This is a genomic window from Paenibacillus sp. J22P169 (assembly GCF_059691995.1).
On record NZ_JCAUAO010000002.1, the window covers coordinates 554,586 to 570,357 of the forward strand.

The following is a 15,772-nucleotide window of genomic DNA, read 5'->3' on the forward strand; positions in this document are numbered from 1 at the left end:
GTATGGTTTTCTGCTTTCTTGCCCTCGTACTACTAATGTCTTCAGGGCTAAGTGGCATTTTTGTTGCTTATGGAGCTGACACAGCCTACGCAACAGAATCTGTGCAGCAAACGATCATTATCGATAACGATAATGAAGGAGCGCCTAATATCACAGGTGGATTGCCCACAACGACCAAGGGCTATTTCAGCTCAGGGATGCTGGGGGGCGGCTCCAAAAGCACACTAGCTTATGCAAAGGGTGCTCAGAATGCGAATACAAATACTGCCTATGCAACCTACACACCGTCTTTAAGTGAGCAAAACTTTACGATGGGTACATACCGAGTGTCCGTATGGATCGTCCAAAGAACGGCGGCATCGGCTCGACTAATGACAGAGGTGTATCGGAATGGTGAGTCGACGAAGTCGGCTTATGACAATGCAGCTCCGGCTGGCGGTTGGGTAGAGATTGGGATTTTTGATTTTAAAGGTGCAGGGGAAGAATATGTGAAGCTTTCCAGAGATCCGGGAGGCCCGACAGGCTATTTCAATTCGGATTCGGTAAAGTTTGAGAAGCTGCCATCGCGGATTCATACGCTTAGTGATTTGCAGGTTGGTGACACATCCATATTTCAGCCTACAGTAACTTCATACACATATCTAGTCAGCAATGACGTCCATGAGATTACGATTACTCCAACTGCGACTGATCCTTCAGCAGAAATTAAAGTGAATGGTTCGGTGGTGAACAACGGGGATTCAAGTGAGACCATACCATTAATAATCGGAGATAATGAGATTCCTATCGATGTACAAGCGGCAAATAGCAACTACACCCAGCGATACACGGTTGTTGTAAAACGTTCAGCTGGTAACAACACGAATGTGGCATTAAGTGCTTTGCGGTTGAATGGGGTTCCTTTGCAGGAGTTCGACCCTAGCGTGACTTCTTATACGTATACGGTTCACAATGCGAACGCATCCATTTCTATCTTGCCTACATCAGCTGATACCGCAGCATCTGTGAAGGTGAACGGAACAGTAATCAGCTCAGAACAACCGATTTCTGTAGATTTAACAGTTGGAAATAACGAGATTGACATTGTGGTGATAGCTCAAGATCCAGCTTATACCCAGCACTATAAGCTGAAAATTTATCGTCAGAATGCCGACGCAACATTGAAAAAACTGCAGATCAACGGTCATGAGCTAACAAGAGGCTACAACGTTAAGCCTGGGCAGAACCAATCTCCGGGATTTGAGTCAGACGTAATCACATATTCCTACGAGGTCCCGAATGGGGAGAACGAACTCATTATAACGGGTGAAACAAGTGATTTGAACGCAGTTCTTTTCGTGAATGGTACCCAAATTAGCAGTGGTACAGACTCATTGCCAATTCTGTTAGAACATGGCGTTCAAACCATTCAAGTTGAGGTGCAAGCGGAGGACCGTTCCTTTAAGAAGCAATATGACATTACGGTGGGCAAAGGAAATCATACACGCGGTAAGCCTGTGAGGGCTTCTCAAGAATACTATTTGACCCCGGGCAAGTATGCGGTGGATGGCGATGGAGCTTCAGTTTGGCGAAATGTGTTGGCAGACGGCACACCTTATATCTGGTTGGAGGTAGATTTACTCCGCAGAACCTCGTTTAATCAGGCAGTGGCTGCTTTTTACAACTACGTAGACATGCAAAACTTCAAAATTCAATACTCGGACGACGGCTTACAATGGCTGGACGCCTATATTAGCCAAGCCAAGCCTTCCTCGATTGAAAACGTCAGCTTTCCAGAGGTGACGGCAAGGTATGTGCGGTTTTATGCGGACAAAGCAAAAGATTTAGTGTTTACAGGGTTATATTCCTTCGAAATTTATGGGTCTACGCTTCCAACAAACGTACCGGGGGAAAATTATGAACGGTTATCAGGCATCACATTATCGAACGGTCTCATTTCATTTGATCCTTATTCAACCGATTACACGATCGTAACAGATCGAGACGTTACATTAACATCGGTGAAGGGAGCGGAAGGACAGACGTTAAAAATAGATGGCCAAAGTCAAAACAACCTACTAGTCTCCAAGGAGTCTTTATTTGGTGAAGTCAGAACGGTATCAATCGAGGTTACTTCCCAGGATGGAAGCCGAAAGATCGTTTATCGATTGCATATCGAATTGGTACCTTCAGTACCGGGTTCTGGCTATACACTTGCTTTTGAGGATGATTTTAATGGTACCGCTCTGAATAACGATCAGTGGTACTATCGCATAGGAAGTAATGCGTACACCGATAATAAAAAAGAAAATGTGTCTGTATCGGATGGCTTTCTTAGAATTGCGTTGAAAAAGGAGCCTGCCGGCAGCGGCGGAAAGGCTTATTCTGGAGGTGGCATAATCACCAAGCCTCTTTTGGGATATGGCTATTATGAAACTAGATTTAAGCAATGGAATAAGGAAGGGTTTCACAGTTCCTTTTGGATTGCAGGCTTGAATCAGCGGGTAACGGTTCTCGATGGGGATCAGCTCTATTCGCCGACAACGGACTACCAGGTTAATGAAATTGACGGCTTTGAGATAGATACTTCACACCCGGATGGATTAATGACAGCAGGTCACTATTGGTGGCCCGGAGATGCTCATCTGACTTATGTGCCATATACCACCTACAGCGAAGTGGACTCCTCTGATGGCTATCATACGTACGGAATGGAGTGGACACCGACAAAGATTAAATTTTATGTGGACGGTAAAATGTTCAGAGAAGAATTCTATCCCGGACCGCATGGAGCGGGGACGCAAGGGAGAGGTCAGCATCTTTGGTTGACATCTCTGGTGTATAAGCTTCCTGTCGCAGATGACCAATTGCCTGCAGAAGTAACCTATGATTATTTCAAATTTTACACGAAAGATTATGGTTTGGACGCACCTCTTGATGCAGTTATCGTAGACAACGGAGATCCTAGCTACTCGGAAACAGGCACATGGTCTTCCACAACAGACGCTTTCGGCTATGACGACAACGACACCAGAAATACAAGGACTGTAGGCGATCAAGTGAATTGGAGAAAGGCTCTTGAAGCTGAGGGGAACTATGAAGTGCGGATTTGGAATCCTTCATTTCATAACAGTACAACGCAAGCAATGTACACTGTGCAGCATGCGGGGGGCTCGACGTCGGTCATGATCGATCAGAAGCTGGGAGGCCAGCAGTGGATATCGCTTGGCACCTATCACTTCACGCAAGATGTGGAGGCATCAGTTACGATGACTGCTATGGATACGGCATACCTTCGTGCGGATGCGGTGATGTTCGTTCCAAAGGCAAGTGATCCTACCGAGCCGGAACCAGGCGCTGGTTCAGGCAAAAAAGACAAAGACAAAAACAAAGACAAAGACAAAGACAAAGATAAAGACAAAAATAAGACAGGTTCGAAAGCTGAATAATGAAATAATGAAGTTTTTTACGAAATGTTGAAAGGCGATAAGGGCTCGCAGGCTGTACAATAGGAGTATAGCATCACTTTCATTGCAATGAGGGAGAGAGACTAATGAACCTTAGACGATGGCAATCTGTTCCCACTTTGGTGACATGCGTATTGTTGAGCTTAAGTTTAGTAGGTTGCAACAAGAAGGCTGCGAGCCCGAATTCAACTGCTCCAAATAATCAAGCTGGTACAAGGGTGAAGATCGAGGTGCTGGTAAGCGGGCTGAACAATCTCCCTACAGATCCGGCCATGGATATGATCAAAAAGGAATTGGATACAAAGCTGGGTATTGATTTGAAAATTACAGCAGTAGTAGGAGATGAGGATTATAAAAATCAGCGTAATCTCCGGCTAGCAAGCAATACCTCTGTAGATCTGTTCTACGTGGACCGCAGGGATATGATCGAACTATCGCAGCAAGGCAGTTTATTGGATTTATCACCTTATATGGATAAGCTCCAAGCGACGAAGCAATTTGTCGGGGGAGAAGAAGCAATGAAGACGGGGACAGTCAAAGGAAGGGTATTCGGCATTCCGAAGGTTTCGCCTGCTCCACAGTTCACTTTATGGCTTCGTCAGGATTGGCTGGATCAGGTTGATAGGCAGGCACCGGTAACAATAGACGAGTTGTTGCAGGTGATGAAAGCTTTCACTGAGCAAGATCCGGATCGAAATGGTAAGAACGATACGTACGGTTTTACGGGCAATCCGCAATTTAACGCGCTGGATCAAATATTTGGGGCTTACGGAACGACGTATCCAGGTAAGTTTTATTTGAAGGACGGTAAGCTTGTGAATTCAATCTTCGATCCACAATTCAAACAAGCGCTTGGGTTCGTGAATAGCATGGTGAAGCAAGGTATCGTTGATCCCGATTTTCTAGCAAATACGAAGCTGCAGCATAAGGATAAGGCCTATCAAGGACAGGTAGGATTGCTGAACTTCAATTGGCCGGTCGTCGTGAATAGCGATGCAGCCAAACAAATCAGGTCTTTGCAGCCGCAAGCTAACTGGGTTCAAATACAAGCGCCCATTGGGCCTGGTGGATCTTACAACGGCTTTGATGATGTTGGCGCGCGCAGTATTGCAGTAATGCCTGCTTCGATCCAGAATAATTCCGAGAAATTGCAGAAGGTCATTGCGCTGCTGAATTATTTATCCTCTACGGAGGGCTCCAGGCTTGTGCAATATGGACTCCCCGGGATTCACTTCAAATTGGATGGGGAGACCGTTCTACCAACCGAACAAATTAATGATGTCGTTTATTCACATTTGTATCAATTGATTGGCCGTGACGAAATGACCTATTTACGAACGAAATTCCCGGATGCCGAACCCTATTACCGCTTCGCCATTGAACAGCCTAGATTGAAGGTGTACGACGCTTTTATCGAGCTGCCACCTGGTTTTAATGCGACAGACGCTAATCGATATATCATGGAGGAGACGTTCAAATTCATTTATGATAAACGTCCGTTATCCGAGTATGACGATTTCGTTCGCACGCTGGAGAAGACCTACCATTATGATCTATACATGGAAGCAGCTAGAAAGCAGCTTGTCGAGCAAGAGCTGCTTAAACAGTAATATGTCTGTATAAAAAATGCTTGAGCAGTAAGAGCTAACTCCTATACGTTGGAACATTAATACAAACATCGTAATTGATGAATGTACGTTTTGGTAAATATCCTACCGGGATGGACATTCATCATGTGGAGGGTGTTCGCCTAGTTTGTAAACGCTTTCATTACGTTAGGCGTTCATTATCTACGAAGAAAGGAAGTGAAGAGTTTGGAAGTAACTGTAGAAAAACATATCGCCTTAACGCCAATAGAACGTAAGAGCGCAACATTGAAGCACTTCAAGTTGCATAAATGGCTGTATATCTTCTTGATACCAGGACTGCTTTATTTGCTCGTGTTCAAATACATTCCTATGCTCGGAATCGTAATCGCCTTTAAAGACTTCAGCTTAGTACGGGGGATATGGGCAAGCAAATGGATAGGCTTCGAAAATTTCACCTACTTATTCCAATCACGTGACTTTTATAAAGTGATGGGCAACTCGTTAATCATTAGTTTCTATCAGATATTGTTCGGATTTCCGGCTCCGATCCTATTGGCAGTCATGCTCAATGAAGTCAGAAATCTGATGTTCAAACGATTATCGCAGACGATCCTGTATTTGCCTCACTTTATTTCATGGGTCGTGCTCGCAGGGATGATCATTAATTTTCTATCTCCATCAACAGGACCGGTCAACTTTCTGATTAAATCCTTGAACTATGAGCCGATTTCTTTTCTGCTAAAACCTGAATATTTCAGAACGATTCTCGTATCGGCTGAAGTTTGGAAGGGAGTTGGATGGGGAACGATTATCTATCTCGCTGCAATGACCGGTATTGATCCCTCCTTGTATGAATCAGCCAAAATGGATGGAGCTTCCAGAATACAGCAAATTCGCTTTATCACACTGCCGGGCATTACTACGACTGTTGTTGTCCTGCTCATTCTGCAGCTCGGCAACATTCTCGACAATGGATTCGAGCAGGTATTCCTTTTGTATAATCCCATGACGTATGAGGTGGCCGACGTCTTCGAGACCTACACGTACCGTATTGGTTTAATCGATGGCAGGCTTTCATTCGCTGCAGCTGTCGGACTGTTTAAAGCTGTGATTGGTTTCGTTCTCATTCTACTGGCGAATCGGATTGCAAGAATGTTCGGAAAACAAATTTGGTAGGTGAGAAGTACATGGGCATTAAGAAACTAGAAATATTCGATGCTATCAACTATACGCTGCTCACGCTCATCTGTGTGGTAATGCTGTATCCGTTTATCAATGTAGCCTCAGTGTCCCTGAGTTCCTACTCGGCCTATGTGAATAATCCAATGATGATCTGGCCGCATGACTTCAACTTGGCTGCTTACCAAGAGATCATGTCGCGCGCATTGTTATGGAGAAGCTACCTGAATACGCTGATTGTTACAATCTGCGGAGTAAGCATAGGCATTTTCTTATATATTATCACGGCATACCCATTATCCAAGAGTGTGCTTAAAGGTCGAAAGTTCTTCATGGTGTTCATCGTGTTCACGATGCTATTCAATGGGGGATTGATTCCCAATTATTACTTGATGCGCTCACTAGGGCTGCTAGATACCCTTGCAGCATTAATTTTGCCGGCATTGCTCTCAGGCTTTAGTCTCATTCTGATGAAAAATTTCTTTGAATCGCTGCCCGAGGAGCTGGAAGAAGCAGCTAGAATGGATGGCGCATCGGATCCTTATATTTTATTTCGGATTATCGTTCCTCTATCGAAACCAATTATTGCGACCTTATGTTTATTCGCTGCCGTAGGCTATTGGAACAACTTTTTTAATGCGATCATTTACATTCGCAGTGTTACGAATTGGCCGCTTATGCTCTACCTGCGCGAGGTGATCGAAGCGGCTAGTATAATGGCACAGCAATCGAATACCGCAGAGATGGGCTCTCAACAGGTGACGAGTGAAACCTTAAAGTACGCTACGCTAATGATTGTGATGATTCCCATTTTATGTGTGTACCCTTTTCTACAAAAGTATTTTGTGAAAGGGATCATGTTAGGCTCCGTTAAAGGATAGTCATCGGGGAAACCCGCGCTATAGTTCAGCTTTACTTAAATGAGGAGGGTATAAGGTATGAGTAGGAAAAGTAAAGGAATGGTAGTTGCACTAGCAGGTATGATGCTGTTGACGGCTTGTGCGTCCAATTCAACAGATGCAGATCCAGGTTCAACAGCAGCTAGCACGCAACCATCAGCAGCAGCAGGTCCAGTCGCTTTGAAAATTATGGCGATGCATGATCAACCAGAAATATCGGTCACAGATGCTAAGTTTATTGAGACGTTGGAAAAGAAGAACAACGTGAAGCTAACATTCGATATTCCTCCGGTCACAGGATATAAGGAGAGGCTGCAGCTGATGCTCGCTTCGGGCGAATACCCAGACGTTGTTTTCTTCGAGAACACAACCGATCTAGCGTTCCAGAACGCTGTTCGGGACGGCATTGTTGTTCCAGTCAACAATTACTTGAAATCGGCTGCCAATCTGAATAAGTATACGTACCAAGCCTCCTGGGATCAGCTGAAGGTGAATCAGGACGGCAACATTTACGGCATTCCGCGGACCTCTGTTGTACGCAACGACGGTTATTGGGTAAGGAAAGATTGGCTCACGAATGTGGGCTTACAGGCACCGGCTAACGGGGAAATTACCATAGAGCAGTTTGAGGATATATTAAAGAAATTCACGTTCAACGATCCGGACAAAAACGGGAAAAACGATACCTATGGCTACGCTGGGGCATATAACTCACGCAAGGTGTTGGATCCGATTCTTACAGGACCATTTAATCTCTTGGGCTGGCAAAATGCATCTGGCGGAGAGTATGCGTATATGAACGCGATGTATGATCAGAAGGGGGACGCATTCAAGAAGGCCCTCGCATTTTCAGGGAAGCTCTATAAAGAAGGCGTCTTCGATCCGGACTCTGCAACAAATGACGGGACGAAGCAGCGGGAACGATTCTGGCGCGGATTGACGGGGGTTTATCCCGGCTTCGCAGGACACTATTCATGGCATCTTCCCGAGATGAAAAAGCTGCAGCCGAATGCGGAGTTGACTTTTGTTCATGTGAAGAATGATAAAGGCGAGGTGAAGGGTGGTAATCTGTCGACAAGTCCAACGGGTCTATGGGGCTTCTGGGCAGTAACAAAAAATGCGAAAGATCCTCAGAAGGTTGTTGATTTGTTCAATTCGTGGCTTTCCGATGAAATGTGGCCTGTAGTTGTTGATGGCTATGAAGGTCAAGACTATACGTTGACGAATGGTGAAAAGAAGGCGATTACGCCGTCGCCGAAAGCTTATGTTCGCCGTAACTCTATGCGTAGAGCCAATGACACCGAGTTCTTCATTACAACAGGGACCCCTAAGGATATCGTGGATCAAGTGATGCCATGGTTGAAAAAGTCGGTAGACACGGTAGTCCCTGGTAAGGATCTGGGCTTCCAACCAGAGGCTGCAAAGAAGCCAAACTACATGGATTACCAGAAGGTATGGGATACAACAACGATGAAAATTCTGATTGGTGAACTGCCAGCCAGTGAGTTCGATGCGTTGTTAGCAGGCTGGTACAAAAACGGCGGTACCGATTATGTGAAGCAGATGAACGAATATATCAAGAAAATGGAATCAGGAAAATAATAAAATAATGACATGGGGGAAGCAGTGCAAGACGGGCTGCTTCCTTTCTTTGATAGGGAGAGAGAAGAAAAATGAAGGAAACTATTGGCATGCAGGTGGAGGGACCAAGCCCGCAAAGGGTGTATCAGCGTGATGTGAGTGGCCTAGCCCAAGTGACATATTCATTGAGGCTTTCTTTGCCGGTTAATGGAAAGGTCGAAGTACGATCCGCGATGGACAGTGCCTGGGTAATGGCTGGAGAAATCCGAGATCAATGTTCGTTCGTTGGTGTTCTTACAGGACTTCCGACAGGAAGTCATTGCCTGCAATTTCGAATTCGTAATGGCTTAACGGAAGAGGTGATTGCTGAGACACAGGTGGTGCCTGTATTTGTTGGAGATCTCTGGTTACTTGCTGGCCAATCCAATATGCAAGGTTGCGGAACTCTTCTAGAAGTGGAGAAGCCTATGGAGGGCGTTAGCTGTTTCTATCTGGATGCTCGTTGGGGCATAGCTGAGGACCCTATGTGCTGGTATTTTGAAGCCGTGGATCCTGTACATTGGAGCGTTCCGGAGGAGAAGCTCCCGGAGGCGCGGATCAAAGATCGGCAGACTAGGTCGCGTGGGGCAAGTCTAGGCATTTCGTTCGGCAAAGAATTGCTGCGAAATACCGGTGTCCCCGTCGGACTCATCGTTTGTGCGCACGGGGGAACAAGGATGACGCAATGGGACCCGGCGCTTCGGGAGCAGGAAGGACATTCCTTATACGGGTCGATGGTGCGCCGGGTTAAGGCAACCGGTGGGAATGTGACAGGCTGCTTATGGTATCAAGGAGAAAGCGATGCCAACTCGGAGCATGCTACGATGTATGCGAAGCGAATGGAGGCGTTCGTCCAATGTCTGAGAGTAGATTTGCAGGAGCCTCAGCTGCCTTTTATTTATGCGCAATTGGCACACTTTCATTCGTGGGATAAGCAGCACGAAAGCTGGTGGGACTACATACAACACGAGCAATTACGTCTAGAGAAGATCTTGGGGCCGTGTGCTCTTGTTTCAACGGCAGATGCTACGCTTTCCGATCCTATTCATCTGGATGCCACCTCGTTAAAGAAGATCGGCAAACGATTTGCTTGGCAAGCGTTAGGGCTCGCGTATGGCGAGTGCCGACCAACCGGCCCGCGACCAAGTGCCTTCACATGGAATGCCAATCGGACGGAATTGACGGTCCATTTTACAGGTATGAACGGCTCATTCCAGCAAGTTGATAGAGCTTTTGGCTTCCAGATCGAGTTGGCAGACCAGCTCATCCTGCCCGCGGAATCTATTCTTTCAGAAGATCGGCTGGCCGTAATACTCCGTTTCGAGCAAGCTATTTCCTGTACAGCTAAGCTGAAGTATGGAGCCGGGTACTATCCAGCACTTAATTTAAGAGATGGGTTGGGGATACCCTTAGTATTATTTGGTCCGGTTCAAGTTCCTTGATTTACTGTACCTATCTGGGGAGTTCATGTACGTATTTTCACAATATTACAAGTCGTTTAATAAAGGGTTTTGCCCATGGGGAACGAATAAAACCTACATTGTATTGGCTTTACTTAGGTAATTAAAATCACGTTCTCATGGTTAAGGAGTAGATGTATTGGAAACTTTGGTATTTAAACAGTTGGAATTTGCTCGAAATAACACACTTAAGGTGCTCGAAGGAGTTACGGAGAGTACGGCCTCTCGTATACCTGAAAAATTTAGAAACCATATTCTATGGCACGCAGGGCATATCTATTTGGTTCAAGAAAGGTTTGCATTTTTGATCCATGGCTTTGACGCACAACATCCCGAACCGTTCATGGAATTATTTGCCGCTGGCACAACTCCGCTGACTTGGACGGAGAAGCCGCCGACGATGTCGGAAGTGGTAGATCTGTTGCGAAACCAGCAAGAGCGCATTCAAATGGCTTTAAAGGATCGCATTTCGGAAAAAGCACCTTCACTGTATAAAACTTCCAGCGGTTTTATCCTTGAAACGATTGGAGATTTCCTTAATTTCACGCTATATCATGAGGGCATGCATGTAAGCAATATCAAGCAATATAAATTGTTATTAAACGGATAAAACGAAGGTTAACGAATTTTGGTACTCACCTTCAATATCCCTTGCCGTGCACGAATTAGTTAAAATCGCATTACGTATACCCCGCTGGCGAAACACCTGTAATTTTCTTAAACGCTTTATAAAAATTAGAGTAATCCTCAAAACCCGTCATTTTACATACTTCTACCGGAGGGATGGACAGCTTTAGTAATTCGATTGCCTTCGCGATGCGTTTGTGAATGATGTATTGTTTGAAGCTATAGCCTGTTACTTTTTTGAAGAGATGAGAGAAGTAATACCGATTGATGTAGAAGACATCCTCGATGTGCTGGAGTGTCAGTTGTTGAAACAGGTTATTATGAATGTAAGTGACGATATGCTCGATTTTGGCGTTATAATTGCCTTCAAGCTCAAACGTATGCAGATGTGTGGCGATCAGATCATTAAGATGGATGAGGAGTCGGATAAAAGTCAATTCAATGAGGATTTGACTTGCCGGTTGCTGGTTACGAATATGATCTTCCATCTCGGTGAAATAACCGCCTAGTTGTTCTACCAGCTTGCTCGGGATGCGGTTGAAGCTCCCGGGCTTTTTACGATCAAAATATTGCAGAATCGGGTAACTCATCAGCTGATAATGCTGGCAAAATTCAGGCGTAAAAAAAATAAGGATTCGTTCATAGCTAGCATCTGTCTTGAAGTATGGCCGATGCATTTCCCTGTTATTAATAATCAAGAGATCCCCAGGGCTTAGGGAATACGTCTGCTCTTCCACTTGATAAACGACATTGCCGGAGATCAAATAATAAATTTCGTAACAATCTAACATATAGGTGCGGTGTTGTTCGTCATGCGGACTTTGAGTTATGGAGCGGGTATAGCTAAAAGCGCCATTTTTCAGGCGAATGGAGGTAAGCATTTCGTTCATAATATCCCTCTTTGCATCAGGCTTTGATCTCATTAACTATATCATAAAATGCAAACAGAAAAAGCAAGTTATGCAATGTATCACGCAAGGTCTACCATAGGTACAAGGCTGGTTTCCCGATATACTTAGGGTATTCTCACAGATTAGCTCAGGGAGGCAAACAAGATGAAAGCGATTTTACAGGAGAACAAAGCCTACATTCAAGGCACATGGGATCGGATCACAGATAAAATATCTAAGACCTCAACCCGCATTCAAGACGGGTTCCCACACACGACCAATAACGGTGAGTATGACGATTGGCACGACGATCTTTCTTGGTGGACGAATTCGTTTTGGTCAGGTATTCTATGGCAGCTATACAAAGAAACGAACACCGATGCGTACAAGCAATATGCGCAAAGTATTGAAAAGAAGCTAGATCAGGTCCTATACAGCTATGATCAATTACATCATGACGTAGGCTTCATGTGGATGCTATCCAGTGTACTGAATTATGAGCTTACGGGTGATCAACAAGCGAGACAACGCGCTATGCTGGCTGCAAATGTACTATCCGCCAGATACAATCTAGCAGGTGGTTACATTCGTGCTTGGAATGGTAATGGCACGGAAGGCTTGGCTATCATTGATTGCATGATGAATATTCCGTTGCTGTTCTGGGCTAGTGAACAAAGCAAAGATGACCGCTTTAAGCATATTGGTATCAAGCATGCTGATAAGACAATAAAGGACTTCATTCGAGAAGACGGCTCCGTCAATCATATCGTTAATTATGATAGGGAAACAGGCGAAGTGCTGGATACCCCTAGAGGGCAGGGCTATGAGAGCGGTTCGTCATGGTCTCGAGGACAGAGCTGGGCGATATATGGCTTCGCTCAAACGTACAACTGGACACAGAAACCTGAGTATCTGCAAGCAGCGAAACGAATCGCACATTATGTCTTAGCGTGCTTACCGCTTACGGGTTATGTGCCACCCTGCGACTATAGACAACCAGAAGATGCTGCGCTTCTGGATAGCAGTGCAGGGGCAATTACCGCTTGCGGCTTAATTGAAATTGCGAAAGCTGTTCCAGATGCGGAAAAGTCGCTGTATCTCCAATCCGCCATTATGATTCTTAAAGCGCTCGATGAGAAATGTGCCATCTGGGATCTTTCTGATGAGTGTATCCTGACGAATGCGACAGCAGCATTCCATTCCGGAAACAACAAACGCACAGCTGTGGAGAATGGTGCACTCATTTACGGTGATTATTATTATATCGAAGCGATTAGTAAGTTGAAGGCATTGTTATAAGTCTTGTAAAAAAGAACCATCCAGCGATCGCAGTATTCACTGCAAAAGGCTGGATGGTTTTATTGCGTAGGGGTGAAATGCAGTAAGAAGAACCTAATTGTGTGGATGATAATAGCGTTCTAGAACGTACTAGCTTTGCTCGTATCCGGACACCAGCGAGAAGAGCGGATAGATCGGATCAAGATATCAACGGCTTCCTCCGTTCGCAGATGCGTGAGTGCTTCCACAGCATAGGCTCTGACATAGCGGTCCTTACTGTAGAGTGCTAGGTCAAGGGAGCGAACAGCCTCACTTACGTTCCCAGATTTGCCGATACGCAGCAGGGAAAGTGCTGCTGTATATCCGATTTTATTGGTAATGTAAGGTTGCAACCTGACTTTTGGCTTTGTTGACTCCGCATGACAAGTGTCTACATCTAGTTCCTCTCGTAAAGAATCCTGCAATGCTTGTGCAATAGCGGAGATAGCTTGTTCACTAGGATTCTTGATCAACCCTAGTGCTTCTACCGCATTTCGGCGTACCCATTCACTTTCATCCTGCAAATGGGAGATGAGTGAAGGTACCACTTCACCCTCCGATGAACCGATCATGCCGAGTACGAAAATGGCCAACGCCCTACGATGCTCATCTTTATGGTTCAAGGCACGGAGCAGCTCGGGAATCGCCTGTGTGCCAGCTCCTTGCAATCCATATGCCGCACGTTCCGCTGTTAGGTTTGATCCCTGCGTAATATACTGGATTAATGTTTCGATACCTGGTGTGCCAAGTTGTCCGAGTGCATAGGCTGCGTTTAAAGCCGTTGTTTCCGTGGGATCGTCTAATAGCTGCCCTAGTAATGAAGCACTTGAAGCTGCGCTTAAACCAATTAGCCCTATTTCATCTGCTGCCATACCGCGATCTGTCGCGTCTTCTGATTTAAGCTGTTGCGTCAACGCTATCAATCGCTGCTCCGTCGCTACTGCTGGAGCTTGCTTAGTCGCACGTTCTCCACGCAGCCATTGCCATATATCTTGCCATAATGTCCCGTGTGTAGCGGGTGTTCCTTCAGGTACAACCATCTCAGTATGTTGATGATTCCAGCTTGGCAACGTAGGTGCACTTAATCGGAGGAACTGAAATTTAAGCATGTAACGGTCTAGGTTTGAGATATTCAGTGAGGCTTTATGCCACAAGTCAAAATGAACTAATACCATTGTACCTGCCTTGCCAGTCGGTAATAATGTCTCGCCTCGGTCTCCGAGGAATTTCTCGTAGTATTGGCTGCCTGGCATGATGGCAGTGGGGCCAAGATCTTCAGTAACATCTTGTGTGTAATAGAAAACCATTGCCCACCAAGGTCGATGGCTGCGCATGGAGGACCAGTACCCATCTTTATGCCATTGGCCGCCACCAGGCATCTCACTGCCCGGTCGGTTGTAATGACAGTGACGATGTGGATGCATGTAGTAATCAGGACCAAGTACACTGCTTAAGGCACCCTTAACGATCGGCGTATCAAATAGCTGCTGAATGTCTGGAACACGGGGGAGAATGTTATTCCCTGGATTACCTTCCTGATGCAAAACATAGTTGATCTGATTCATGATGCGGAGATGAAGTTGATTCGGTAAGTCATTTTGAATGACCAGATAGCCTTTGGTAATAAAGTGCATCATTTGTTCATCAGTCAATAAGAATTTGTTGTCTATCAAGATAAATCCTCCTTGTAAAGCATCGTTTATACGATAAACATTACATTGTTTGGCGTGATTTGTATTTGCAAAATCGTCAAATATTTGTACAATCGTCATATCAATTGTTATAAATTTTACAGAATATGACGTATAGGGCGGTGTTCATGGATGGATTTCGCTAACTTACATCCTTATGTGTACTATGCAACTCGATATCCATTCTCCAGAGATCAGTCAAGTCGAAATAGGATTTGTTATGCCACTTCACTTTATTTAATCAGCGAAGGAAAAGGTGTTATACAAACTTGTGACCGTACTTATGAAGTAAAAGTAGGCTCATTTGTGTACATCCCAGCAGGGCAGCCTCACCTCTGGATTGCCGACAGCTATGATCCTATGGTTCATGTATGCTGTTATTTCGATTGGTCATACGTAGATCGTCGGGCGCACGCGGACAACCCGAGCTTGATCTGTTATGATGAGGCAACTCTAATACCTGCCTTAATCGGGCCTACATTTCCATATGCCTTACCTGAGTATCTGATCGTGGAGAAGCTAAGACAGTGGTTGGATTTCTTCGAGAAGTTTTACACAGACAATCAACACACAAACGAACGAACGTATATTCGAAATTTGAGGATCCAGAGTAACTTTCAACAGTTTATTGAGTTTTATCTCCCTTTTGCCCTGAAAAAGGAGCATATCCCGAATCTTCACATCGCTAGATTGCTTGAACGATTGGATCAGGATCTGGTACAAGGGAAGTTGCATCCTTTGGAAACCTATTATAACGACTTAAACATAAGTCGTGGTTATTTTTTTGATTTATTTAAACTTGCTACGGGGATGCCGCCAACACAATACATTATTCACTACAGGGTTAATCGGGCAAAAGAAGACCTTCTCCATTCCAGTTTAACGATCACGGAGATCGCAGAGAAGCACGGTTTTTCATCGTTGCATTATTTTTCTAAGCTATTCCACAAATTACATGGTGAATCTCCACGAGAATATAGAGACAAGAACCGGTAATCGTTAATGACATGCTAGGACGGATAAAACAATGCGTCAGAGGGCTGCGCCATGGAAG

At 45.1% G+C, this 15,772-nt stretch carries 11 protein-coding genes; 9 read left to right on the plus strand and 2 right to left on the minus strand.

Annotated features, from left to right (window positions below):
• The first annotated feature begins 35 nt into the window (after positions 1-35).
• From AC58QG_RS16755 to AC58QG_RS16785, 7 genes are all read left to right on the plus strand, one after another.
• On the plus strand, positions 36-3,428 hold the full coding sequence (locus AC58QG_RS16755; RefSeq protein WP_497363253.1) for a cadherin-like beta sandwich domain-containing protein: 3,393 nt from the start codon (positions 36-38) through the stop codon (positions 3,426-3,428).
• Positions 3,429-3,532: 104 nt separating this feature from the next.
• Positions 3,533-5,056 carry an extracellular solute-binding protein gene (locus AC58QG_RS16760; RefSeq protein ID WP_497363254.1) on the plus strand — a complete coding sequence of 508 codons (1,524 nt, stop codon included), beginning with the start codon at positions 3,533-3,535 and terminating at the stop codon, positions 5,054-5,056.
• A 204-nt stretch (positions 5,057-5,260) separates the two neighbouring features.
• A complete protein-coding gene (locus tag AC58QG_RS16765; RefSeq protein ID WP_497363255.1) occupies positions 5,261-6,211 on the plus strand; it encodes an ABC transporter permease in 951 nt (316 codons plus the stop codon).
• An 11-nt stretch (positions 6,212-6,222) separates the two neighbouring features.
• Positions 6,223-7,095, plus strand: coding sequence for a carbohydrate ABC transporter permease (locus AC58QG_RS16770; RefSeq protein WP_497363256.1), 873 nt, complete (start codon positions 6,223-6,225; stop codon positions 7,093-7,095).
• A 57-nt stretch (positions 7,096-7,152) separates the two neighbouring features.
• The gene (locus tag AC58QG_RS16775; protein ID WP_497363257.1) at positions 7,153-8,715 is read left to right on the plus strand and encodes an extracellular solute-binding protein; all 1,563 of its coding nucleotides are present in this window, start codon (positions 7,153-7,155) and stop codon (positions 8,713-8,715) included.
• Positions 8,716-8,786: 71 nt separating this feature from the next.
• Positions 8,787-10,175 carry a sialate O-acetylesterase gene (locus tag AC58QG_RS16780; RefSeq protein WP_497363258.1) on the plus strand — a complete coding sequence of 463 codons (1,389 nt, stop codon included), beginning with the start codon at positions 8,787-8,789 and terminating at the stop codon, positions 10,173-10,175.
• A gap of 157 nt (positions 10,176-10,332) precedes the next feature.
• Positions 10,333-10,803 carry a DinB family protein gene (locus AC58QG_RS16785; RefSeq protein ID WP_497363259.1) on the plus strand — a complete coding sequence of 157 codons (471 nt, stop codon included), beginning with the start codon at positions 10,333-10,335 and terminating at the stop codon, positions 10,801-10,803.
• 70 nt (positions 10,804-10,873) lie between these two features.
• On the opposite strand, the gene AC58QG_RS16790 is transcribed toward AC58QG_RS16785, so the two are convergent.
• Positions 10,874-11,710, minus strand: a complete 837-nt coding sequence (locus AC58QG_RS16790) for a helix-turn-helix domain-containing protein (RefSeq protein ID WP_497363260.1) — start codon at positions 11,708-11,710, stop codon at positions 10,874-10,876.
• A 165-nt stretch (positions 11,711-11,875) separates the two neighbouring features.
• On the opposite strand from AC58QG_RS16790, the gene AC58QG_RS16795 reads away from it, so the two are divergent.
• Positions 11,876-13,009: a glycoside hydrolase family 88 protein gene (locus tag AC58QG_RS16795; RefSeq protein ID WP_497363261.1), complete on the plus strand. Its 1,134-nt coding sequence runs from the start codon at positions 11,876-11,878 to the stop codon at positions 13,007-13,009.
• Positions 13,010-13,128: 119 nt separating this feature from the next.
• Here AC58QG_RS16795 and AC58QG_RS16800 read toward each other — a convergent pair whose 3' ends face one another.
• A complete protein-coding gene (locus AC58QG_RS16800) occupies positions 13,129-14,700 on the minus strand; it encodes a HEAT repeat domain-containing protein (RefSeq protein ID WP_497363262.1) in 1,572 nt (523 codons plus the stop codon).
• A 150-nt stretch (positions 14,701-14,850) separates the two neighbouring features.
• Between AC58QG_RS16800 and AC58QG_RS16805 the strand changes: the two genes are divergently transcribed.
• The gene (locus AC58QG_RS16805; RefSeq protein ID WP_497363263.1) at positions 14,851-15,714 is read left to right on the plus strand and encodes a helix-turn-helix domain-containing protein; all 864 of its coding nucleotides are present in this window, start codon (positions 14,851-14,853) and stop codon (positions 15,712-15,714) included.
• The last annotated feature ends 58 nt before the right edge of the window (positions 15,715-15,772 follow it).